The sequence below is a fragment of the uncultured Massilia sp. genome, assembly GCF_913773735.1.
Lineage (GTDB): Bacteria > Pseudomonadota > Gammaproteobacteria > Burkholderiales > Burkholderiaceae_D > Telluria.
Genome location: NZ_CAJYEB010000040.1, coordinates 1 through 22,361 on the forward strand (window position 1 = coordinate 1; position 22,361 = coordinate 22,361).

General features: G+C 67.7%; 20 protein-coding genes. 6 read left to right on the top strand and 14 right to left on the bottom strand.

Annotated elements, in window-relative coordinates; all coding sequences use genetic code 11:
- Nucleotides 1-18 precede the first annotated feature (18 nt).
- Nucleotides 19-213 (bottom strand): hypothetical protein, encoded by a 195-nt coding sequence (locus tag QZ749_RS20465; protein ID WP_296950602.1) that lies wholly within the window; start codon nt 211-213, stop codon nt 19-21.
- Nucleotides 214-267: 54 nt separating this feature from the next.
- Nucleotides 268-1,059: a CDP-diacylglycerol--serine O-phosphatidyltransferase gene (gene pssA, locus QZ749_RS20470; RefSeq protein ID WP_296950605.1), complete on the bottom strand. Its 792-nt coding sequence runs from the start codon at nt 1,057-1,059 to the stop codon at nt 268-270.
- Nucleotides 1,060-1,202: 143 nt separating this feature from the next.
- On the opposite strand from pssA, the gene QZ749_RS20475 reads away from it, so the two are divergent.
- Together QZ749_RS20475 and QZ749_RS20480 are read left to right on the top strand one after the other, a co-directional pair.
- A complete protein-coding gene (locus QZ749_RS20475; RefSeq protein WP_296950607.1) occupies nt 1,203-2,180 on the top strand; it encodes a CAP domain-containing protein in 978 nt (325 codons plus the stop codon).
- A gap of 37 nt (nt 2,181-2,217) precedes the next feature.
- Complete coding sequence (locus QZ749_RS20480) at nt 2,218-2,862, top strand: Hpt domain-containing protein (protein WP_296950612.1); 645 nt, start codon at nt 2,218-2,220, stop codon at nt 2,860-2,862.
- Between the two features lie 10 nt (nt 2,863-2,872).
- Here the strand turns inward: QZ749_RS20480 and QZ749_RS20485 are convergent, their stop codons facing one another.
- The 3 genes from QZ749_RS20485 to QZ749_RS20495 form a co-directional block, all read right to left on the bottom strand.
- Nucleotides 2,873-3,085, bottom strand: a complete 213-nt coding sequence (locus QZ749_RS20485) for a hypothetical protein (RefSeq protein WP_296950614.1) — start codon at nt 3,083-3,085, stop codon at nt 2,873-2,875.
- 374 nt (nt 3,086-3,459) lie between these two features.
- The gene (locus tag QZ749_RS20490) at nt 3,460-4,023 is read right to left on the bottom strand and encodes a DUF1439 domain-containing protein (protein ID WP_296950615.1); all 564 of its coding nucleotides are present in this window, start codon (nt 4,021-4,023) and stop codon (nt 3,460-3,462) included.
- 60 nt (nt 4,024-4,083) lie between these two features.
- Nucleotides 4,084-4,839 carry an SDR family NAD(P)-dependent oxidoreductase gene (locus QZ749_RS20495; RefSeq protein WP_296950617.1) on the bottom strand — a complete coding sequence of 252 codons (756 nt, stop codon included), beginning with the start codon at nt 4,837-4,839 and terminating at the stop codon, nt 4,084-4,086.
- A 102-nt stretch (nt 4,840-4,941) separates the two neighbouring features.
- Between QZ749_RS20495 and QZ749_RS20500 the strand changes: the two genes are divergently transcribed.
- Complete coding sequence (locus tag QZ749_RS20500) at nt 4,942-5,853, top strand: LysR family transcriptional regulator (RefSeq protein ID WP_296950620.1); 912 nt, start codon at nt 4,942-4,944, stop codon at nt 5,851-5,853.
- Nucleotides 5,854-5,898: 45 nt separating this feature from the next.
- Here QZ749_RS20500 and QZ749_RS20505 read toward each other — a convergent pair whose 3' ends face one another.
- From QZ749_RS20505 to rpmH, 7 genes are all read right to left on the bottom strand, one after another.
- Nucleotides 5,899-8,112: a hypothetical protein gene (locus QZ749_RS20505; protein WP_296950622.1), complete on the bottom strand. Its 2,214-nt coding sequence runs from the start codon at nt 8,110-8,112 to the stop codon at nt 5,899-5,901.
- On the bottom strand, nt 8,109-8,801 hold the full coding sequence (locus tag QZ749_RS20510) for a hypothetical protein (RefSeq protein WP_296950624.1): 693 nt from the start codon (nt 8,799-8,801) through the stop codon (nt 8,109-8,111). Before QZ749_RS20510 ends, QZ749_RS20505 begins: the two co-directional genes overlap by 4 nt.
- 99 nt (nt 8,802-8,900) lie before the next feature.
- Nucleotides 8,901-10,280 (bottom strand): tRNA uridine-5-carboxymethylaminomethyl(34) synthesis GTPase MnmE, encoded by a 1,380-nt coding sequence (gene mnmE / locus QZ749_RS20515; protein ID WP_296950627.1) that lies wholly within the window; start codon nt 10,278-10,280, stop codon nt 8,901-8,903.
- Between the two features lie 176 nt (nt 10,281-10,456).
- The gene (gene yidC / locus QZ749_RS20520; RefSeq protein ID WP_296950628.1) at nt 10,457-12,115 is read right to left on the bottom strand and encodes a membrane protein insertase YidC; all 1,659 of its coding nucleotides are present in this window, start codon (nt 12,113-12,115) and stop codon (nt 10,457-10,459) included.
- 9 nt (nt 12,116-12,124) lie between these two features.
- Entirely contained in the window at nt 12,125-12,382 is a 258-nt protein-coding gene (yidD, locus tag QZ749_RS20525; RefSeq protein WP_296950630.1) for a membrane protein insertion efficiency factor YidD, read from the bottom strand.
- A complete protein-coding gene (rnpA, locus tag QZ749_RS20530) occupies nt 12,379-12,837 on the bottom strand; it encodes a ribonuclease P protein component (RefSeq protein ID WP_296950632.1) in 459 nt (152 codons plus the stop codon). Before rnpA ends, yidD begins: the two co-directional genes overlap by 4 nt.
- A gap of 33 nt (nt 12,838-12,870) precedes the next feature.
- Nucleotides 12,871-13,005, bottom strand: coding sequence for a 50S ribosomal protein L34 (gene rpmH / locus QZ749_RS20535; protein WP_040378179.1), 135 nt, complete (start codon nt 13,003-13,005; stop codon nt 12,871-12,873).
- Nucleotides 13,006-13,362: 357 nt separating this feature from the next.
- Here rpmH and dnaA point away from each other — a divergent pair, with 357 nt between their 5' ends.
- From dnaA to gyrB, 3 genes are all read left to right on the top strand, one after another.
- Nucleotides 13,363-14,781 (top strand): chromosomal replication initiator protein DnaA, encoded by a 1,419-nt coding sequence (gene dnaA / locus QZ749_RS20540; RefSeq protein WP_296950652.1) that lies wholly within the window; start codon nt 13,363-13,365, stop codon nt 14,779-14,781.
- A gap of 117 nt (nt 14,782-14,898) precedes the next feature.
- Nucleotides 14,899-16,005: a DNA polymerase III subunit beta gene (gene dnaN / locus QZ749_RS20545; RefSeq protein WP_296950655.1), complete on the top strand. Its 1,107-nt coding sequence runs from the start codon at nt 14,899-14,901 to the stop codon at nt 16,003-16,005.
- Nucleotides 16,006-16,258: 253 nt separating this feature from the next.
- The gene (gene gyrB, locus QZ749_RS20550; RefSeq protein ID WP_296950657.1) at nt 16,259-18,763 is read left to right on the top strand and encodes a DNA topoisomerase (ATP-hydrolyzing) subunit B; all 2,505 of its coding nucleotides are present in this window, start codon (nt 16,259-16,261) and stop codon (nt 18,761-18,763) included.
- Between the two features lie 56 nt (nt 18,764-18,819).
- Here the strand turns inward: gyrB and QZ749_RS20555 are convergent, their stop codons facing one another.
- Together QZ749_RS20555 and QZ749_RS20560 are read right to left on the bottom strand one after the other, a co-directional pair.
- Nucleotides 18,820-19,119: a hypothetical protein gene (locus QZ749_RS20555; protein ID WP_296950659.1), complete on the bottom strand. Its 300-nt coding sequence runs from the start codon at nt 19,117-19,119 to the stop codon at nt 18,820-18,822.
- Between the two features lie 28 nt (nt 19,120-19,147).
- Nucleotides 19,148-22,354, bottom strand: a complete 3,207-nt coding sequence (locus QZ749_RS20560) for a DUF3427 domain-containing protein (protein ID WP_296950662.1) — start codon at nt 22,352-22,354, stop codon at nt 19,148-19,150.
- Nucleotides 22,355-22,361 lie beyond the last annotated feature (7 nt).

The following is a 22,361-nucleotide window of genomic DNA, read 5'->3' on the forward strand; positions in this document are numbered from 1 at the left end:
ACGGCGGAGCCGTCCACCCTACGCAGGGTCGTCGTCCACGTACACCTTCGGCGGCGCGATGCCCGTCCAGCCGCCCTTCCACGCGATGTTGAGCAGCAGCGTCGCCCCGATGTAGAACACGAAGAACAGCGCGAAGAAGCGCGTCTGCAGCAGCGCCAGTTCGCGTAGGGTGGACGGGTTCCCCGTCCACGCGGCGATACGCGACGCCGGCATACTGCACGACGAATCGAAGGATGACTGGACGCGTGGACGGCGGAGCCGTCCACCCTACGCAGGGTCGTCGTCCACGTACACTTTCGGCGGCGCGATGCCCGTCCAGCCGCCCTTCCACGCGATGTTGAGCAGTAGCGTCGCCCCGATGTAGAACACGAAGAACAGCGCGAAGAAGCGCGTCTGCAGCAGCGCCAGCAGCGCCACGCACACGCCCAGCCCCACGAACACGGCCTTCGACCTGGGCTGCTTGGAGCTGGGGAAGCGCACCGTCGACACCATCAGCGTGCCCACCGCCACCATCAGCAGCATGACCAGGAAGGCGTACGGCATGGTCGCCACCGGATCGGGCCAGGCCACGACCACCGAGGCCACGCAGGCGGCGCCGGCGGTGATCGGCATGCCGACGAAGTAGCGCGGGTCGGTCTTGCCGACCATGACGTTGAAGCGCGCCAGGCGCAGCGCGCCGCAGGCGACGAACACGAAGCAGGCCAGGCCGCCCATGCGCACCAGGGTCGGGTGGGCGGCGCCCAGCTGCGCGAAGCCGTAGCAGTACAGCAGCAGGCCGGGGGCGCAGCCGAAGTTCATCACGTCGGCGATCGAGTCGAGCTGCACGCCGAACGCCGACTGGGTGTTGGTGGCGCGCGCCACGAAGCCGTCGAGCGCGTCGAACACGCCGGCCAGCACCAGCAGGATCGCGGCCAGCCGGTAGTCGGCCGGATCGCCCACCGGCGCATTGTCCACCGAGATCACGATGCTGCCGAAGCCGCAGGCGATCGACAGCAGGGTCACGAAGCTGGGCAGGGCGAACTTGGCGCGCGCGAGGCGCTGCTGGCGGGTGGGTTTCAAGTTGTTTGCTCGACAAGACTGGAGAATGGCTTATTTTACATGGGCTTACCTGCATGCGCGGGTGCGCCCGGAGATGTCGCCGGCAGCCGATTTCGCCTAGAATGGTGGCTCTTTTGGCGGACCGACGAATGGGGAGTGAGAAGATGAGCAAACTGCATCGCGCCAGGGCCATCGCGGCCGCGCTCGCCGCCGCCCTGGCGCTCGCCGCCTGCGGCGGCAACGACAACACCAACGATGGCAGCAATACCGGCAACGCGGGCGGCTCGAGCGGCGCGCCGTCGGGCGGGTTCTCGGGCGTGGATGCGAACGCGCCCACCCTCACCAACAACGTCGCCACCGACGGCCTGGCCTGGATCAACTACCGCCGCACGCAGGTCGGCATGTCCACGCTCGCGCGCAACGGCCGCATCGACATCGCCGCCCAGGGCCACTCCGACTACCAGCGCATCAACAACACGGTCACGCACGACCAGACCGCGGGCCGCCAGGGCTTCACCGGCGTGACGCTGCAGGACCGCCTGGCCGCGGCCAACTACACGATCCAGGGCGCCAACGCGATCGGCGAAGTCATCTCGGCCGCCAGCAACAACTCCGGCTTCTACATGGCCGAGGAACTGATCACCGCCATCTACCACCGCTTCGTGATCTTCGAGCCGGTGTTCAAGGAAGCCGGCACCGGCGCGGCGGCGGCATCGAACGGGTACAACTACTTCACCGCCGACTTCGCGGCCAGCAACGGCTTCGGCGCGGGCATCGCGGCCGGCACCCTGGCCACCTGGCCGTTCAACGGCCAGGCCCAGGTCCCGCCCAACTTCCTCAGCGACCAGGAAGAACCGGATCCGGTGCCGAACCAGAACGAGGTCGGCTACCCGGTCAGCGTGCACACCAACCTCACGCGCACGCTGACGGTCCAGACCTTCACCATCCGCGCGCGCGGCGCCGCCAGCGACATGTCGACGCGCCTGCTGGCCTACGGCAAGGACACGAACACCACCACGCGCTCGGCCGCCGCCATCGTGCCGCTCGCCAGGCTGGCCGCGGCCACCACCTACGACGTCACCTTCATCGGCGCGATCGACGGCACGGCCGTCAGTCGCACGTGGTCGTTCACGACCCGCTGACCAGGCCCGCCAGACCAGCGTCCCGCCCCGTCCGTTCATGCGTATTTCCCCAGGCCTGCCCCCGCTCCCCGACGCCACCGCCGTCCCGGCCGTGGACCATGCGGGCGGCGTCGCCCGCCTGATGGGCGACGCCGCCCTGTTCGCCCGCGTGCTCGGACGCTTCCGCAAGGAATACCGCCAGGCCGCCGCCGGCATCCGCCAGGCGCTCGATGCCGGCGACCTGGTGCTGGCGCAGCGCCGCGCCCACACCCTCAAGGGCGCGGCCGGCATGATCGAGGCGGTGCCGCTGGGCCGGCAGGCCCAGCGCCTGGAACACCTGCTGCGCGCCGGCAGCGACGGTGGCGGCGACGTGCCCGCCATCCTGGCGCGGCTGCAGGAGGAACTCGACAGGGTGCTGGGAGAGCTCGATGCGCTCGCCGCCACGCTGCCGGAACGGCCGGCCGCGCGCCCCGCGCGCGTCGCGGCGCAGGGACGGCACGATGCGCGGGAAGATGCACTGGAGCGGCTCGCGGCCCTGCTGGACGAGGGCAATGGCGACGCGGTCGACCTGGTGCGCGACGCGGCCGCAGCGCTGGGCGCGCGCCTGGGCCAGGATGCCTACCGCGAGGTGGCGCAGGCCGTCGAGTCCTTCGATTTCGACGGCGCGCTGGAGCTGCTGCGGCGCGCGGCGCCCGCGGGCTGAACCCGGCCGCTCAGCGGGTGTATTCCGCTTCTTCGTCGAACGCGTCGGAACAGGACTTGCCGCAGAAGCGGCGCACGCTGTCGAGCGGTTTCTCGCAGTACCAGCATGCCCCCTTGGGCGGCAGGCTCAGGCGGGCCGGCACCGTCGCATGGGCGATCGACGCGGCGATCAGCGGCTCGACGGCCACGCTCTTGTCCGGAAAACTTTCCTGTGTCGTTTCCAAGGTTACCCCCTTACCGGCAACACGTCAGCGTTGAACAGCGACGGCCTGGACGGCAATCGTCGATGACGCTGAGATTACTTCAGTGGAACACCGTGTGCATGAGAATCCGCAAGCACTGCGGATGCATTGCATGCTTTTCCAGCTTATTTCCCAAGTCATTGCCCAAGTCATTGCCCAAGCAGTGTGCGCCGATTGCGGCGCCGCCGCAACGGCCGTCGCAAGCGATGCCGTAGAAACAACGCGTGCGCGCGCCCGTGGCAATCATTGCGACCGCTACCGCGTCATCCAGCTGCCGGAAATAATAGCAGTAATATCAAGCTCGCCATCGGGGTGTTCAATCGTGCATCGCGGCCGTGTCGGAATTGCGACGGGCGTCAGCGCTGCGGTTCGAGCGTGACGAACAGCGCGCCGGGCGCGGTTTCCAGCCGGGTCGGGACGAACTGCACGCCGGCGTAGCGCAGGTCTTCGGGGCGGAACGCATAGACCGGCATGTCGCGCACCAGCTGGTTCACGAGCAGGTCGGCGGCGCGTTCGAGGTCGCGCGCGCGGCGGCCGTCCATGCCGGCGATGTCGAAGCGGTCGACGTGGGTGTCGCCCAGGAACACGGCGTTGCGCGCGGCATCCAGCACCAGGTGGCCGGACAGCGCCATCGTGCCGTTCCAGGACTGGCGCAGGAACGGCGGCGCCACCGACACGTCGAGCAGCAGCGCCACGCGGTCGGTTTCCGGCTGGACGACCACTTGCGGGCGGGTCAGGCGCACGTCGAACAGGTCGAGCAGGCGGTTGTTCAGGGGGAAGCGGCGCTCCAGCCCGGCCTGCAGGCGCGCCTGCGACAGTTCGACGCGGCGCGGTCCGATGACGCTGGCGCACGACGCCAGCAGGCCCGCGCCCAGGAGTGCCGCCGCCCCGATGCCGACATCGCGTCGCGTGATTGCCATGCCTGTTCCCCTTCGAATCGATGATGGGGCAAGCCTAGCACATCCGCGGCAGGCCGGCGCCTACAGCATCATGCCGCCCGAGGCCTCGATGCGCTGGCCGGTGATCCAGCCATTGTCTTGCGCCAGCAGCGCCGCCGCCGCCGCGCCGATGTCGTCCGGCAGGCCGGCGCGGCCCAGCGCCGTGAACGAGGCGACCATGCGGTTCACGTCCGGGTTGTCGCGCACCATGCCGCCGCTGAAATCGGTCTCGACGGCGCCCGGCGCCAGCACGTTTACGGTGATGCGGCGTTCGGCCAGCTCGCGCGCCTGGTAGCGCGTCAGCACCTCGACGGCGCCCTTGGCCGCGCCGTACACGCCGGAACCCGGGAGGCTGACGCGCGCCAGGCCGCTGGACACGTTCAGGATGCGCCCGCCGTCCGCCAGCAGCGGCGCCAGCGCCTGCGTCAGGAACACGGGCGCCTTGAAGTGCACGGCCACGATGGCGTCGAACTGCGCCTCGGTGACCTCGGCCAGCGGCGCGTGCAGGCTGGTGCCGGCGTTGTTGACGAGGATGTCGAAGCGCTCGCGCCCCCAGCCGGCCAGCAGCGCGCGCAGCGTGCCGGCGAAGGGGGCGAAGGCGCGGCTGTCGGCCACGTCCAGCTGCAGCGCGGCGGCGCGGCGGCCGAGCTCCTCCACCTGCGCGACGACCTCGCGCGCCGCCGCGTCGTTGGCGTGGTAGGTGATCACGATGTCGGTGCCGGCGCGCGCCAGGTGCAGCGCCATGCTGCGCCCGAGGCCGCGGCTGCCGCCGGTGATGAGTGCGATGCGTTGGGTCATGTAGACTCTCCTTGGAAAGAGGTCCAGTATATTTTTCAGGAATCGCGCAATAAACTCCCCGCTTCTGCATGCACTTTGCAGATTGCGCGCATAATCCTCGCCATGGACGAACTCGACAACATCCAGGTCTTCCTCAAGGTCGCGGAGCTGGACAGCTTCAGCGGCGCCGCGCGCCAGCTCGGCCTGCCGAATGCCACCGTGTCGGCCGCCGTGCGCCGGCTCGAACAGGACCTCGGCGTGCGCCTGCTGCAGCGGACCACGCGGCGCGTGCAGATGACGCAGGAAGGCGAAGCCTTCTATGCCCGCAGCCGCGCGCTGCTGGGCGAATTCGAGGACATGCGCGGCATGTTCCGCCGCGGCGCGGACAGCCTCGTCGGCCGCCTGCGCGTCGACATGTCGGTGGGCATGGCCACCAGCGTCGTGCTGCCGCGCCTGGGCGAATTCCTGGCGCGCCATCCGCAGCTGCAGGTGGACCTGGGCACGGCCGACCGCCGCGTCGACATCGTGCGCGAAGGCTACGACTGCGTGCTGCGCGCCGGCCCGCTGGCCGATTCCAGCCTGGTGGCGCGGCCGCTGGGCAGCTACCGCATGGTCAACTGCGCGGCGCCCGCCTACCTGGAACGCCACGGCACGCCGCGCACCCTGGCCGACCTGGCGCGACACCGCATCGTCCACTACGACGCCCTGCTGGCGGGCAGCAGCCCGCTGTGGGAATGGTTCGACGGCCGCGCCACGCAGACCGCGCCCGTGGGCGCGGCGCTGACCGTGAACGGCACCGCCGCCTATGCGGCGGCCTGCGTGGCCGGCCTGGGGATCGCACAGATCCCGGAAGCCGGCGTGCGCGACAAACTGGCGGACGGCACGCTGGTCGAGGTGATGCCGGACTTCCGGCCGGCGCCGATGCCGGTCAGCTTCGTCTATCCGAGCCGCAGGCACGTGCCGGCGCGGGCGCTGGCGTTCATGGACTGGGTGGCGGGACTGCTGGCGCCGTGGCTGGAGCCGGCGGTGTCCTAGGCTGGCGCGCCGGGGGAGCGCACCCACCGTCCGCGCCTGCCGCCATCAATAGAAATACGGCGTCTTCTTCGCCCACGCGTTGCCGGGGAAGCGCTTGTGCAGCAGCGTGAACGCCTTGCGCGACAGCCCCTTGGCGTCCGGGTCGAGGCAGCCGCCGCGCGTCGAGCGCACCACGGCCGACAGCAGCCAGGGCAGCTCCGGATCCGCCGGCTGGCTGGATGCGCGGGCCAGCACGTCGTCGCCGACGACGCCGGTCGCCGTCCTGAGCGGCGCCAGCTGCGCCAGCTCGGCGCGCAGCGCGGCCGCGTCGCCCACCTGCGGCGGCGGCGGCAGGCGCCACGGGAAGCCCGGCGCGGCAAGCTCGGGCTCGGCCCGGAACGAACACCACATCGAGGCGACCGCCTCCTCGTCCGGCACGCGCGCCACCTTCTCGGCGTGCATCGGCAGTTCGGCACCCAGGCCGTAGCGCATCGCGGCCACCAGCACGACGTGGCGGCGCTGCGCGGCCGACGGCGCCTGGCGGTAGCGCGCGGCGGCATCGGCCAGTTCCGGCGCCAGCGCGGCCAGCAGCGCCGCGGCGTCGTTGCCCTGGCGCGGCAGGTCGAGCAGGCCGGCGCGGATCCAGGCGGCGCCGGCGATGCGCGCGCGCAGCGGCGCCGGCAACGTCTCCAGGCGCGCCAGTTCGACCATGTCGGCCACCGCCAGGTGGCGCTTGAACCAGGCCAGGCCGTCGTCGTTGATCATGTCCTCCTGGTTGCCACCGGCCGTCCCGTCGCCCATGCCCGCATAGTCGACGTTGGTGCGCAGCAGGTAGGCGCCGGCGTCGCGCACCGATGTCGCCAGCGCGAAGCGTTCCTCGCGCAGCAGGTTGCAGGTGGCCGGCGACAGCGTGCGCCGCAGGGCCTCGTCGGCGATCGCGCGCGCCGGCCCGGCCTTGCCCTGCAGCCGGTACAGGCGCGCCAGGTGATAGCGCACGGTGACCCAGGCAGGATCGCCGGCCGGCACGGCCAGCGCCGCCTGCTCGACGTCCGCCGCCATGGTCTCGGACAGCATCAGCGCGGCCACCAGCCAGGGGCGCTGGGCGCCCTGCTTCCAGCGCGCCAGCGCATGGCCGGCCTGGGCGGCGCAGGAGGGCTGCTCGCGGCCGTAGCCGCAGGCGCGCAGCGTCTCGATCCAGTCGGCGAACGCATGGCCGGCCCGGGCCTGCGCCTGCCGCGGCGCGGCGCCGTCCATCAGCACCGACCAGTCGCCCAGGCGGTCGAGCGCGTACGGGTCGGCCTTGGGGTCGTCCAGGTAGCGGCTCAATTCCTCCAGCCGGGTCTCGGGCGTGAGCGCGGCGCGCATCGAGCGCAGCAGCGCGCGCGTCGCCTCGTGCATCGACTGCAGCGCCGCGTCGGCCAGGACGGCGGCGCCGCGCCGCTCCAGCGCCTGCGCGCGCGCCTCGCGCTGCGCCGGCGGCGCTTCCCTGGCGTCGGCCACGGCGCGCCGCACCTCGGAGCGCAGGGCCAGGTAGGCGCCCAGCCCCTGCATCGGATGGCCGGCCGTGGCGCCGATGCGCTCGAACAGGGCGGTGCTGTCGGCATACCGTTCGCCGTGGAAGCTCCAGGCGGCGCGCTGGTAGTCGCGCAGCTGGCGCCAGTAGGCCGGCTCGGACGCGGGCAGCGGCTGCGGCGCCGCGAGCGGCGGCCGCTTGTCCTCGCCGAACTGGTAGCGCGCGTCCTCGGTGCGCTGGCAGGCTTCGCCGACCTGGTACTGCGCGCGCAGCCAGCCCTCCACGCGGGCGCGGCTGGCATCCGGGCGCGCCGCCAGCTGCGCCAGCGTGGCGCGCGCCTGCGCGTTGGCGGCCGGGGCGCAGGCGACCATCCAGCGCGCGGCCGGATCGTCGGCCGCCAGGCCCATGGCGGCGGCGCCACGGCGGACCATGTCCGCCTCGGCCTTGCCCTCCGGCGAATCGGCGTCGATCCAGCCCTGGGCGAAGGCGCTGCCGTCGGCGCGCGCCAGGCCCTGCGGCGTGCCGGGCGACTGCGCGGCGGCGGGGCCGAGCATGATCGCGCGCCACGCGGCATACAGGTAGACGCGGCGCATGCCCGGCTGCAGCACGCCCAGCTCGCCGGCCTGGAAGCGCGCGAGCGGGATGTCGGGCTTGGTGTAGGCCTTGAACATCGTGTAGCTCGGCCCGTAGTCGCCGCTGGCGAGGGCGGTCGCCGCCGTGGCGAGCAGGATTGCGGTGGCGGCGGCCAGCGCCGGCTTGTTCTTCATGGAGCGTCCTTCCATCCTCGTTCGTCGAACCAGTAAGTGCGGCGGTAGCGCCCCGCGACCTCGCGCGGGAACGGTTCCTGCCGCGAAAAGCCGGCGCTGCCGGCACGGCACGATGGATGCAGCGCCTGCGGCCGCCGCGCGACAATCTCGCGCAGCGGCCGGTTGTCGCGCCCCATCCGGAAAAACATCGGCACCACCTCATCGGCCGCCAGGCCGTCGAGCCAGGCCGGGGAGCGGCACCACCAGGCCAGCGCGGTGACCGAAAAGCGCAGGTCGCGCGGCAGCGCGGCGCGGATGTCGGCCACCAGCGCGCGGTAGTCCTCGCGCTGCGACGGCCGGGCTTCCAGGTCGAGCTGCACCCAGCCCGACGTCGACGCGCGCGCCGCCCGCGCCATCGCATCGAGGATGGTGGCGCGCGCCATGCGCAGGCTGGCCGGCGGGCGCAGCACGTCGATCTCGACGTGCACCACCGGGATCACGCGCGTGCCCGCGGGCAGCCGGCGCGGCCGGGCGCCGGGACGCACCAGCACCCGGTCGCCGGCCAGCCAGACGTGGCGGTCGACCACGGCGACGGCGGCGCGCGAAAAGGCGGGGATGGTGGCGTCCTTCCACAGCCAGGCGATGGCGTCGGGAGGCGGAGCGAAGGCGGCAGGCAAGGTGGCGGCTGGCGAAACGTCGATGGCCGCCATGGTAGCAAGGATCGGGGCGTGCAATGCTCACACATCGTTGCAGTGCGCGCAGAAACGAACGACCCCGCCGGGGCGGGGTCGTCGCGGGGAGGCGATCGCTTACTTGCCGATGCAGAACCGGCTGAAGATCACCCCCAGCAGATCGTCCGGCGTGAACTGCCCGGTAATGCTGGACAGCTGGTCCTGCGCCAGGCGCAGCTCCTCGGCGAACAGGTCGAGCGACTGGTCGTCCTGCGCCGCGTGGCGGCCGGCCATGTCCAGGTGCTCGCGCGCGGCGCGCAGCGCGAGCAGGTGGCGTTCGCGCGCCAGGTACAGCGACTCGCCGGTCTGCTGCCAGCCGGCGATGCGCAGCAGTGCCGCGCGCAGCAATTCGATGCCGGTCTTCTCGTGCGCCGACAGGTAGATGTGGGTGGCGTCCGCGCTCTCGTCGACGCCCGGCTGGTGGCCGGACAGGTCGATCTTGTTCCAGACGCGCACCACCGGCACGCCGGCCGGGAAGGCGGCGACGATGTCCTCGTCGGCCTTGGCCGGGCCGAGGCTGGCGTCGAGCAGGTGCAGGATCACGTCGGCCTTGCCGACTTCTCCCCAGGTGCGTTCGATGCCGATGCGCTCGACCACGTCGATGCCCTCGTCGATGGCGCGGATGCCGGCCGTGTCGACGATGTTCAGCGGGATGCCCTCGACCTGGATGGTCTCGCTGACCTTGTCGCGCGTGGTGCCGGCGATCGGCGTGACGATGGCCACGTCCGATCCGGCCAGCGCGTTCAGCAGCGAGGACTTGCCCACGTTCGGCTGGCCCACCAGCACGACGTTCAGGCCCTCGCGCAGCAGCGCGCCCTGGGCGGCCTGGCGGAACACGGCGTCCAGCGCCGCGACGATGCCCGTCAGCTGGCCGCGCGCGTTGGATTTCTCGAGGAAGTCGATTTCCTCTTCCGGGAAGTCGAGCGTGGCCTCGACCAGCATGCGCAGGTCGATGGTCTTCTCGACCAGCGCGTGCACGACCTTCGAGAAGGCGCCGGACAGCGATTGCGAGGCCGACTTCGCGGCGGCCTCGGTGGATGCGTCGATCAGGTCGGCGACGGCTTCGGCCTGGGCCAGGTCGAGCTTGTCGTTCAGGAAGGCGCGCCGGGTGAACTCGCCCGGCTCGGCCAGGCGCAGGCCGAGGTGAGCGCCCGCTTCCAGCACGCGCGCGAGCAGCATGCGCAGCACGACGGGGCCGCCGTGGCCCTGCAGTTCCAGCACGTCCTCGCCGGTGTAGGAATGGGGTCCCTTGAAGTACAGGGCCAGGCCTTCGTCGATGACGGTGCCATCCGCAGCCTTGAACGGCAGGTAGGTGGCGTGGCGCGGGGCGAGCGTCGTGCCCGGGAACAGGGCGTCGACCAGGGCGCCGAGCGCCTTGCCGGAAGCGCGCACCACGCCGATGCCGCCGCGGCCCGGGGCGGTGGCGATGGCGGCGATGGGGGAGGTGTCGAGTTTCATGGGGAGATTGTAGTCGATTGCTGCGGTCGCCCCGGCGCAGGCCGGGGTCCAATTTCTGCAAGCGCTGACGTAACGCGTGCAAGATTGGACCCCGGCCTGCGCCGGGGCGACGGATCTTGTTCTTTCAATAAAAAAAGCCCGTGCAGGCACGGGCTTCCCTTCGACGCGCGGCGCGCTTACTTGGCCGGCGCGAACTTCTTGGTGATGACGTACTGCTGCGCCATCGAGATCAGGTTGTTGACCACCCAGTACAGCACCAGGCCGGACGGGAAGAACAGGAACACGACCGAGAACGCCAGCGGCATGAACAGCATCATCTTGGCCTGCATCGGATCGGCCGGCTGCGGGTTCAGCTTCTGGGTCACGAACATCGAGATCGCGTACAGGATCGGCAGGATGAAGTACGGGTCCGGCGCGGTCAGGTCGTGGATCCACAGCACCCACGGGGCGCCGCGCATCTCGACGGAAGCCAGCAGCACCCAGTACAGCGCCAGGAACACCGGCATCTGCACCAGGATCGGCAGGCAGCCGCCCAGCGGATTGATCTTCTCGGACTTGTACAGCTCCATCGTGGCCTGCTGCATCTTGACCGGATCGTTCTTGAAACGCTCGCGGATCGCCTGCATCTTCGGCGTCACGGTCTTCATCTTGGCCATGCTGCGGTAGCCGGCCGCCGACAGCGGGAAGAACAGCAGCTTGATCAGGATGGTCAGGGCGATGATGGTCCAGCCCCAGTTGCCGGTCATCTTGTGCAGCTGGTCCATGGTCCAGAAAATCGGCTTGGCGATGATCGCCGCCCAGCCGTAGTCGCGCACCAGGTCCAGGCCCGGGGTCACGTTTTCCAGGATGTGCTGGACCTGCGGGCCCGAGTACAGGCGGCTCGCGTTCGAGATCGTCGCGCCCGGGGCCACGGTGCCCAGCGGCAGGATCTCGCCGATCGCGAACAGGTTGTTGCCCAGGCTCTTCGTGTAGATGTCACGCTGGACTTTTTCCGGCGCGATGAAGGCCGAGACGAAGAAGTGCTGCGAGATCGCGATCCAGCCGTCGGTGGCCTTGCTCGTGTGCTCGGCGCTGCCCTTGGCGATCTTCTCGAAGGTCAGCTTCTCGTAGTGGTTCTGCGAGGTCCACAGGGTCGGGCCCGTGTAGCTGCTGTTGAAGAAGGTGTCGCCTTCCGGCTTGCTGCCGTCGTGCTGCAGCTGCATGTACAGCGACGGCGAGACCGGGGCCTGGGTCAGGTTGGTCACGTCGTGGCGCACGTCGATCACGTAGTCGTTGCGCTTGAACGTGAAGGTCTTGGTCAGGCGCACGCCGCCCTGCTCCGCGTCCAGCACGACCTGCACCTGGTTGTTGGCATCCAGCGTGCGCGCGCCCGGACGGACCGTGAACGGCGTGTTGTGGTTCGGCAGGACGCCGGCCGGGCTGGCGCCGGTCAGGCCGGTCTGGGCCAGGTAGACGCGCGCGCCGTTGTTCTGGAACAGCACCTGGTTCTTGGTCGGGTCGATCTTGTCGCGGTACTGCAGCAGTTCCAGGCGGCGGATGACGCCGCCGGCGGTGTCGATGTCGACCTTGTAGACGTCGGTGGTGACGGTGACGATCTGGGTCTGGACCGGCGCGGCGGGCGCGCCCGCGGCAGGGGCGGCGCCCGGCACGGTCGACGGCGTCGTCGCGGCCGGCAGGTCGTTCACCTTCGTCGGGGTCGGCGCGGTGGCGACCTTGGCCGGCGGCGCGGCCGAGAACATCGACTGCTTGCCGTTGGCCACCATCCAGTCGTTCCACAGGACGACCAGCGAGACGGCGAACACGATCCACAGGATGGTACGTTTATTGATTTCCATTGGTCTTATTCAGGAATGCTTGCAACCGCAAGCGGTTGGTGGGGATTGCTCCCCGGGACGAGGCACCGGATCGACGCCGCCCGGATGCCACGGGTGGCAACGGCAGACGCGGCGCATGGCCAGCCAGCTGCCGCGCGCCGCGCCATGGACCTTGACGGCTTCGATCGCGTAATTGGAGCAAGTCGGATAGAAACGGCAATTCTGCCCGAGCATCGGAGACACCATCAACTGGTAACCGCGCAACAGCCAGACGAGCAGCCGGTTCATGACTGTCCCGGCGGCGTCTGGGTGGGCGGCGGCGCAGCCGGCACTGCCTGTGCCGCCGCCGCCGCGGGTACGGGCTTGCGCGCGCGCGGCGCCTGCGACGCGAACAGGCGCGCCAGTTCGGCGTGCAGCAGCGTCTTCAGGGCGGCATTGGTCGCCGGACCGGTCTTGGTATTGACCGGCCGCGCCAGGCGCACGATGCAGTCGAGCGCCGGCAGCTGCGCCGTGCGGAACAGTTCGCGCGTGATGCGCTTGATGGTGTTGCGCGTCACCGCGCGCGGCGCGAAACGCTTGGCCGCGACGACGCCCAGCCGCGCATGAGGCAGGGCATTCGGTCGCGTGTAGAGCACGAAATGCGCGGTTTTTTGCGAGGGGCGCAAACGAAAAACGGATGAAAACTCATCCGTTTTTACGATACGCCGAACGCGCGCGAAGTCGTGCGAACCTTCGCCAGTCATGGGCTGACCGCGATCGACAGCGGCTTTGCCGGCTTAGACAGCCAGGCGCTTGCGGCCCTTGGCGCGGCGAGCGTTCAGGACTTGGCGGCCGCCACGGGTAGCCATGCGTGCGCGGAAGCCGTGCGTGCGCTTGCGACGGACGACGGAAGGTTGGTAAGTACGTTTCATGGTGGTCTCGCTTAAAGCAAATTAGAATGCAAAATCGGTAACCTGCTGCACAGGAGCAGGTTGTGCGCCAATGACATTTCGCAGTTGTTAAGCCAGCGTCACGCCACAGCAGAGCTTGTCGCCCATGCGCGTGATATCGCTTTGATATTGCGTGCGGGCGGGGAACCCTGAATTAGACCCTATTCCGCATTCGACTGTCAAGGCAACCGTTGTGTCAAGACAGCATTGGCAAGCCGGAAATGCGCTTGCCCGGCCTGTCCAGCCTGTTGAGATTTCGGTGGAAAAAGTACGTCGCGCCTGTGGATAACTTGCGAGAACACAGGTAAAATAGAGTGTTACGCTTAACTTAGTCGATGTATGGATAACTTTTGGCAGACCTGTTCCAAGCAGTTGGAACTCGAGCTGACGCCGCAGCAATATACCGCGTGGATCAAACCGCTGGTCGCCCTGGATTACGAGGACGGCAAGCTGCGCGTGGCCGCGCCGAACCGCTTCAAGCTCGACTGGGTCAAGACGCAATTTGCCAACCGCATCACCGAACTGGCTTCCCAGTACTGGGAGCGGCCGGTCGACGTCCTGTTCGTGCTCGACCCCAAGCTGACGGCGGCGCGCAAGCCCGCCCCCGCGCCGGCCCCTGCGCCGGCGGCGCCCTACATGGGCGGCGCGGTCGGCATCAATGCGGCCGCCGACAAGACCGTGCCGGAAACCCCGGTGGTCACGCCGGACAACGTCATCGCCAACAACCCGCGCCGCGAGCAGAGCCGCGTCAACCCGGACCTGACGTTCGAGAACTTCGTGACCGGCAAGGCCAATCAGCTGGCGCGCGCCGCCGCGATCCAGGTCGCCAACAACCCGGGCGTGTCGTACAACCCGCTGTTTTTCTACGGCGGCGTGGGCCTCGGCAAGACCCACCTGATCCATGCGATCGGCAACCAGGTGATGGCCGACCAGCCGGGCGCGCGCATCCGCTACATCCACGCCGAGCAGTACGTGCGCGACGTCGTCACCGCCTACCAGCGCAAGGGCTTCGACGACTTCAAGCACTATTACCACTCGCTGGACATGCTGCTGATCGACGATATCCAGTTCTTCGGCGGCAAGAGCCGCACGCAGGAAGAGTTCTTCTATGCGTTCGAGGCGCTGATCGCCGCCAAGAAGCAGATCATCATCACGTCGGATACCTATCCGAAAGAGATCACCGGCATGGACGACCGCCTGATCTCGCGCTTCGACTCGGGCCTGACGGTCGCGATCGAACCGCCGGAACTGGAAATGCGCGTGGCGATCCTGATGAAAAAGGCGGAGTCGGAAGGCGTCGTGCTGAACGACGACGTCGCCTTCTTCGTCGCCAAGCACCTGCGCTCCAACGTGCGCGAGCTCGAAGGCGCGCTGCGCAAGATCCTGGCCTACTCGCGCTTCCACGGCAAGGACATCACCATCGACGTGGTGAAGGAAGCGCTGAAGGACTTGCTGTCGGTGCAGAACCGCCAGATTTCGGTGGAAAACATCCAGAAGACCGTCGCCGACTTCTTCAACATCAAGGTCGCCGACATGTATTCGAAGCGCCGCCCCGCGAACATCGCGCGGCCGCGCCAGATCGCGATGTACCTGGCCAAGGAACTCACGCAAAAGAGCCTGCCGGAAATCGGCGAGCTGTTCGGCGGCCGCGACCATACGACGGTGCTGCATGCCGTCCGAAAAATTGCCCAGGACCGGGCCAAGAATGCCGAATGCAACCACGAGTTGCACGTGCTGGAACAGACGCTGAAGGGCTGATGCCGGAGCGGGAGGCTCCCCTGCTCCACCATTGGAATCGGAGGGTTTTTCCGTAGTGATTTCTGGCAAAATATTGCGCAAACAACATTTTCACCTATAAATACTACCGAGGATAATATGCAACTGGTCAAATCCACCCGAGACACGCTTCTCCGGCCACTGCAGATCGTGAGTGGTATTGTCGAGCGTCGGCATACCATGCCGATTCTGGCCAATATCCTCATCCGCAAGGACGGCGAAAGCGTCTCGTTCCTGTCGACCGACACCGAAGTGCAGATCACCACGCTGGCGAACATCGGTTCGGGTCCGGAAACCACCGGCACCACCGTCGCCGCCCGCAAGCTGCTGGACATCCTGCGCGCGCTGCCGGAATCCGGCGACGTCACGATGACCCTGCTGAACAAGCGCCTGACGGTGCAGAGCGGCAAGTCGCGCTTCGCCCTGCAGACGCTGGCGGCCGAGGAATTCCCGACCGTCGCCGTGGCCGACACGCACAACGCCACCGTCACCCTGCCGCAAAAGACGCTGAAGCACCTGTTCAACATGGTGCACTTCGCGATGGCCCAGCAGGACATCCGCTACTACCTGAACGGCCTGCTGCTGGTGCTGGACGGCAACAAGGTGATCGCCGTCGCCACCGACGGCCACCGCCTGGCGTTCGCCCAGGTGGAAGCCGAGCAGGAATTCGAGCGCCAGGAAGTCATCATCCCGCGCAAGACCATCATCGAACTGCAGCGCCTGCTGGAAGAAAGCGACGACACGGTCCGCCTGGACATCGCCGCCTCGCAGGTGAAGCTGACCTTCGCCGACATCGAGCTGGTTTCGAAGCTGGTCGAGGGCAAGTTCCCGGATTACACGCGCGTGATCCCGAAGGGCTACAAGAACGATTTCACCATCGGCCGCGAAGAACTGCTGCGTTCGCTGCAGCGCGCCGCGATCATGACCAGCGACAAGTTCAAGGGCGTGCGCTGCCTGATCGCCCCGGGCTCGATGAAGATCAGCTCGACCAACGCCGACCAGGAAGAGGCGGTCGAGGAACTGGAAATCGACTACGGCGGCGACGCGATCGACATCGGCTTCAACGTCACCTACCTGCTGGACGTGCTGAACAACCTGAAGTGCGAGCAAGTGAACATCGCGCTGGGCGACTCGAACTCGTCGGCGCTGATGTCGATTCCGGACAACGGCGACTTCAAGTATGTCGTCATGCCGATGCGTATTTAATTAGGGCAAAGCGCCCATATATTCGTCCTGTGCCGCGCAGGTTCTGGCGGCAGTGGTTGAGCGGGGAACTTGGGTCCCCGCCTGCGCGGGGACGACGGCTCGAAGGCCAGCGGCCCCTCCCCGTCGTTCCCGCGAAAGCGGGAACCCATGCTGAGCTGACCAACACCAGCACTGCACCCCTCCCCCAACCTGGCGACAAGACCGCAGCCACAACCTGCGCCGTCTGATTCACACGTTATTTGAGAAAGCAGTCATGTCCGAGAACACGCAAGCAGTAGTGGAAACCTCCGCCGCCAAGGCGGACGATTACGGCGCATCGTCGATTCAGATCCTGGAAGGCCTGGAGGCCGTGCGCAAGCGTCCGGGCATGTACATCGGCGACACCTCGGACGGCACCGGCCTGCACCACCTGGTGTTCGAGGTGCTGGACAACTCGATCGACGAGGCGCTGGCCGGCTACTGCTCCGAGATCCACGTCACGATCCACTCCGATAATTCCATCTCGATCACCGACAACGGCCGCGGCATCCCGACCGGCGTCAAGATGGACGACAAGCACGAGCCGAAGCGCTCGGCGACCGAGATCGCCCTCACGGAACTGCACGCCGGCGGCAAGTTCAACCAGAACGCCTATAAAGTGTCGGGCGGCCTGCACGGCGTCGGCGTGTCGTGCGTGAACGCGCTGTCGAAGCTGCTGCGCGTGACCGTGCGTCAAAAAGGCAAGGTGCACCAGCTGGAATTCTCGCGCGGCGTGCCGCTGGACCGCATCGTCGAGGTCGTCGACGGCGTCGAAGTCTCGCCGATGAAGATCCTGGGCGACACCGACAAGCGCGGCACCGAGGTGCACTTCTGGGCCGACGAGGAAATCTTCACGACCGTCGAGTTCCACTACGAGATCCTGTCCAAGCGCATCCGTGAACTCTCGTTCCTGAACAACGGCGTCAACATCAAGCTGTCCGACCAGCGCACCGGCAAGGAAGAAGTGTTCGCCTTCGAGGGCGGCACGCGCGGCTTCGTCGAGTACATCAACAAGGCCAAGACCGTGCTGCACCCGACCGTGTTCCAGGCGACCGGCGAGCGCGTGTCGGAAAACGGCACCAACATCTCGGTGGACGTGTCGATGCAGTGGAACGACGCCTACAACGAGCAGGTGCTGTGCTTCACCAACAACATCCCGCAGCGCGACGGCGGCACCCACCTGACCGGCCTGCGCGCGGCGATGACGCGCGTGATCAACAAGTACATCGACGAGAACGACTTCGCCAAGAAGGCCAAGGTCGAGATCTCGGGCGACGACATGCGCGAGGGCCTGACCTGCGTGCTGTCGGTGAAAGTGCCGGAACCGAAGTTCTCGTCGCAGACCAAAGATAAACTGGTGTCGTCCGAGGTGCGCGGCCCGGTCGAGGAAATCGTCGCGAAGACGCTCACCGACTTCCTGATGGAAAAGCCGAACGACGCCAAGATCATCTGCGGCAAGATCGTCGAAGCGGCGCGCGCGCGCGAAGCGGCCCGCAAGGCCCGCGACCTGACCCGCCGCAAGGGCGTGATGGACGGCCTGGGCCTGTCCTCGAAGCTGGCCGACTGCCAGGAACGCGACCCGGCGCTGGCCGAACTGTACATCGTCGAGGGCGACTCGGCGGGCGGCTCCGCCAAGCAGGGCCGCGACCGCAAGTTCCAGGCCATCCTGCCGCTGCGCGGCAAGGTGCTGAACGTGGAAAAGGCGCGCTTCGAGAAGATGCTGTCGTCGGAACAGATCACGACCTTGATCGCGACGCTCGGCACCTCGATCGGCCCGGACGAGTTCAACGTCGACAAGCTGCGCTACCACCGCATCATCATCATGACCGACGCGGACGTCGACGGCGCCCACATCCGCACCCTGCTGCTGACGCTGTTCTATCGCCAGATGCCGCAGCTGGTCGAGCGCGGCCACATCTACATCGCCCAGCCGCCGCTGTACAAGGTCAAGGCCGGCCGCGACGAGCGCTACCTGAAGGACGACGTCGAGGAAGCGAGCTACATGATGAAGGTGGCCCTGAACGGCGCCGCCCTGCTGCCGAAGGAAGGCGAGGACCCGGTCACCGGCGACGCGCTGGGCGACCTGGTCGACAAGTACAACAAGGCCAACGCGATCATGATGCGCCTGTCGCGCGTGATCGACCGCGCGGCCCTGTCGGCCATCATGACCGGCGTGACGCTGGACCTGTCGACGCAAGCCGCCGCCGAGCAGTCGGCGCAGGCGCTGGCCGACGCGATCCACGACCCGAGCGTGAAGGTGGGCGTGCGCTCCGACGAACTGTCGGACAAGCACAGCCTGCGCATCGAACGCATCCGCCACGGCAACGTGCAGGTGACGTCGATCGACGCCGACTTCACCGCCGGCGCCGACTACGCGACCCTGGCCAACTCGGCCGCGACCTTCCAGGGCCTGATGGGCGAAGGCGCCATCATCCGCCGCGGCGAAGGCGAGAAGATGAAGGAATCGCTGGTGCGCGACTTCCAGCAGGCCATGGAATGGCTGCGCGACGAAGCCGAGCGCGGCGTGTCCAAGCAGCGTTACAAGGGCCTGGGCGAGATGAATCCGGAACAGCTGTGGGAAACCACCATGGATCCGACCGTGCGACGGTTGCTGAAGGTGCAGATCGAGGATGCCATCGCGGCGGACCAGATCTTCACTACGCTGATGGGCGATGAAGTCGAGCCGCGCAGGAACTTCATTGAGAGTAATGCGTTGCAGGCGGGTAATATCGACGTTTAAGTCGCGTGCGTACACAAGAACGGCCCTCCTTGGAGGGCCGTTTTTTTATCTAGCACTCAGTCGAAATGCTTGCACATCTTGCTGCAGGACTTGGCAAGCGCGGCTTGCATCCGCTCCGTTTCGACGACCTCTTCCTGCTCCAGCGCCTTCGCTTTCTGCGGATCGGTTTCCCGCCGCCTCTGTTCCTGGATGCTCCTGAGCTTCTGGACAAATTCCGGCTTCATCGACGCCGGTTCCTCGAAGGCCAGCGTGGTACAGCGGCGATAGCAGGCTTCCGCCTTGTCGGCGGCTTGCGCGTTCGCCTTCGAACAGCAAAAGACGGTACCCAGCAAGACAATCCACATCAGGTTTTTCATTCCAGCCTTTCCTTGGTTGAATGGATGACTACGAGCGCAGCACACTGAAGCTGCTGAACGCCGCAGCCGGCAATGGCTGCGCCAGCTTCCAGGTGATGTTCATCGGCCGTTCGCCATGGCTGTGCTGGAAGGTCACCGGGCCGCAGGCCAGATAGGCGCTGTCCTGGTCCGTGCGCACGAACAGCTGGAAGGTCCAGCCATTGGCCGCGTCACCCACGCTGTCGAGATAGCGCCGGCCGGCGGCCGTGGTGGGCGCCGCGCTGTTCTGCGACTGCCAGTGGAACAGGTCGTGGCTCAATGCGTAGTCGTGGTAGGCGATCGTCTCGTGGAAACCGCTGCGCTTGTCCAGCGTCACGAACATGAGCTCGGTCTTGCGCTCAGGCATACGGTACACACCCATATTGAAAAAGGGACGCTTGTGCGCTGTCTGCAACCCGACCGCCGTCAGGATTTCGTTCAGCCGGTAATGCGCATGCAGGCACAGCGGTGTCCACGCCAGGCCCGGCAGTGGAATCGCATGCGGCAGCGCATTGCCTTCGAGGACCTGTGCCAGCTCCGCGAGTTCGCCGGCGACCGCCGGGTGCGCGTGCAAGCGTTGCAGGAAGGCGTGGCCGCTGCCCTTGCGGCTGAGGGCTCCATCCACCTGGTAAGCCAGCATCTGCAGGCGCATCGTATCGACATCGTCCAGCAGCAGGTCCGGCGCATGTGCCGCTCCCGCCTTCGCCATGAGGGCAATCTGTGCCGGATCGTCGATGTGCAGCAGCGCCGTGAAACGCCGGCCGAAATAGTCGTCTTCCGGTCCCGCTTCGCCGACGATCAATCCGGCAGTACGGCGCAGCGCCGTCCAGCCGCTGCGCCCCGTGCTGCGGTAGACGTCGTCGATGTCCAGCGCCTGGTCATGAAGGAAGCGCGCCAGCGTGATATCGCGCCGTCCTTGCAGGCTCGCATACGCCAGCAACTGGGTCGTCATGCGACGCCAGCTCTGGTTGGTAAGCTTGCGCAGGCTGTCCAGGATCTGGTCGCGCCCCTGCTTCTGCAACTGGATATGGCAGCCGGCCGGCAGCTGGCTGAAGCCGTGTTCGACGGCATCGGTCAACTGGCGCCGGTTCATGCCGGTGATCGCGCCCAGCAGGTGGTCGAAGCGGAAATCCGCCGAATGCTGGCCGATGAAGTCGAGGATCAGGCAGCTTTCCTTGCCGCTCGACAGACGCAGTCCGCGGCCGATCTGCTGCTGGAACAGGACCGGGCTTTGCGTGGGGCGCAGCAGCAGCAGCGTATCGACCACGGGAATGTCGACGCCTTCGTTGAACAGGTCGACCGTCACCAGCACGCACACGTCGCCGCTCGCCAGCGCCCGCGGCGCGGCCTCGCGCTCCGCCGGCGACGATTCGCCCGTGAGGCACAGGGCCGGCAATCCCGCCGCATTGAATTGCGCCGTCATGAAGCGCGCATGCGCCACGCTCACGCAGAACGCGATCGCCCGGCTTTTCCTCGGATCCGCGCTCAGGCGGCGCCACTCGTCGCCGATCATCCGGGCGCGCATCATGTCGCCCGTCAGGAGCTTGTCGAGCGAGGCCGCCTCGCCCGGCTGGTGCCACGGAACGTGGCGGAAGTCGGTACGGTCGTCGCAGGCGAAATATTCGAACGGCGCCAGCAATTGCAGGTCGAGCGCATGCCACAGGCGCAGCTCCACCGCCGGGCTGCCGTCCGGCCGGTTGTCGAAGTACGGCAGGATCGACCGGCCATCGCTGCGCTCCGGCGTCGCGGTCAGGCCCAGCAGGATGGTGCTGTCGATCCGGCGCGCGACCGCATCGAAACTGGCCGCCGCCAGGCGATGGCATTCGTCGAACACGACGCCATGCCAGTAGTCGGCACCATACCGCGCCAAGAGGTCGTTGCTGCGGACGCTGTCGATGGTGGCGAACAGGTGGTCCGGGTTGTCCATGCGATGCTGACCGCTCAGCAGCTGGCCGAAGCCCGGGTCGCGCAGCACTTCGCGGTACGTGCGCAAGGCCTGCTGCAGGATCTCGATCCGGTGCGCGATGAACAGCAGGCGCGGCCGGCCGCCGTACTGCGCGCACAATCGTTGGTAATCGAAGGCCGCCACGACGGTCTTGCCCGTCCCGGTGGCGGCGACGACCAAGTTGCGCATGCGCCCGTGCTCGCGCTCGGCCTGCAATTGCTCGAGCATTGCGCGCTGGTAATTCTTCGGGCTGAGGTCGAAGAAGCTGAGCACATTGGCAGGTTGCGCGGCATGTGCGCCACCGCCTTTTTCAACGGCGATCGCCCTGTCCAGCGCCGCGCGATGCGCCGGCTGGGCCGGATCGTAGGCCACGAATTCCGTGTCGTGCCACAGCGTCTCGAAGTGGGCTTGCGCCTGCTGGAACATGGCGCCTTGCCCGCGTTCGGCAAACTTTACCGTCCACTCCAGGCCACCGGCCAGGGCGGCCTGGGTCAGGTTGGCGCTGCCGACGTAGGCGGTCCCGAAACCGCTATTCCGCTCGAAGATCCAGGCCTTGGCGTGCAGGCGCGTGCGCCGGCCGTCCAACGAGATCCGCACTTCGCAATTCGGCAGGCGCGCCAGTTCGTCGACGGCTTGCGCTTCGGTGGCGCCGATATAGGTGGTGGTCAGGATGCGCAGCCGGGTGCGTGCTTTTCCAGCACCATCCAGCGCCGTCATGCCCTGCAGGACGTCGCGGATCTTGCGGATGCCCGAGACGGTGATGAAGCTCATCAGGATGTCGACCCGGTCGCTGCTGGCCAGTTCGTGGCGCAGCTCGTTCAACAGGGCCGGGGATGCCCTGGCGGCGGTGAACAGCCAGGGCGAGGTGACGCCGGTATCGGGAACGACGGGCGCCTGGCGGGTACGGTGGACCGCCCTCAGACTGCGCGCGGGCGCAGCCAGCAGGCGAATAGTGGAGGCGGCATCCTGCTCAGGATATTGCGCCGCCAGCCGATGGCGCAGGTCGACGAGCGTTGCATTGACCAGTTCCAGCTGCGCCTGCAGCCGCGCGGTCTTGCCGCTGGCGTCGGCTTCATCGCGCTCGCCCGGCCTGATGTCCGCCAGCACCTGGGCCAGCTGGTCGGCGAGCGCCTCCGCCAGGCGCCGCGCCGCGTCTCCTTCGTCGAGTGCATCGAGCGTGTATTGATCGCGTTGATAGTACTGCCCGAGTTCATCGACCAGCTCGTTCGTGAGAAGCTGGTCGTACAGGCCATCGTGCAAGGTGCGCGGCATCGGCTGG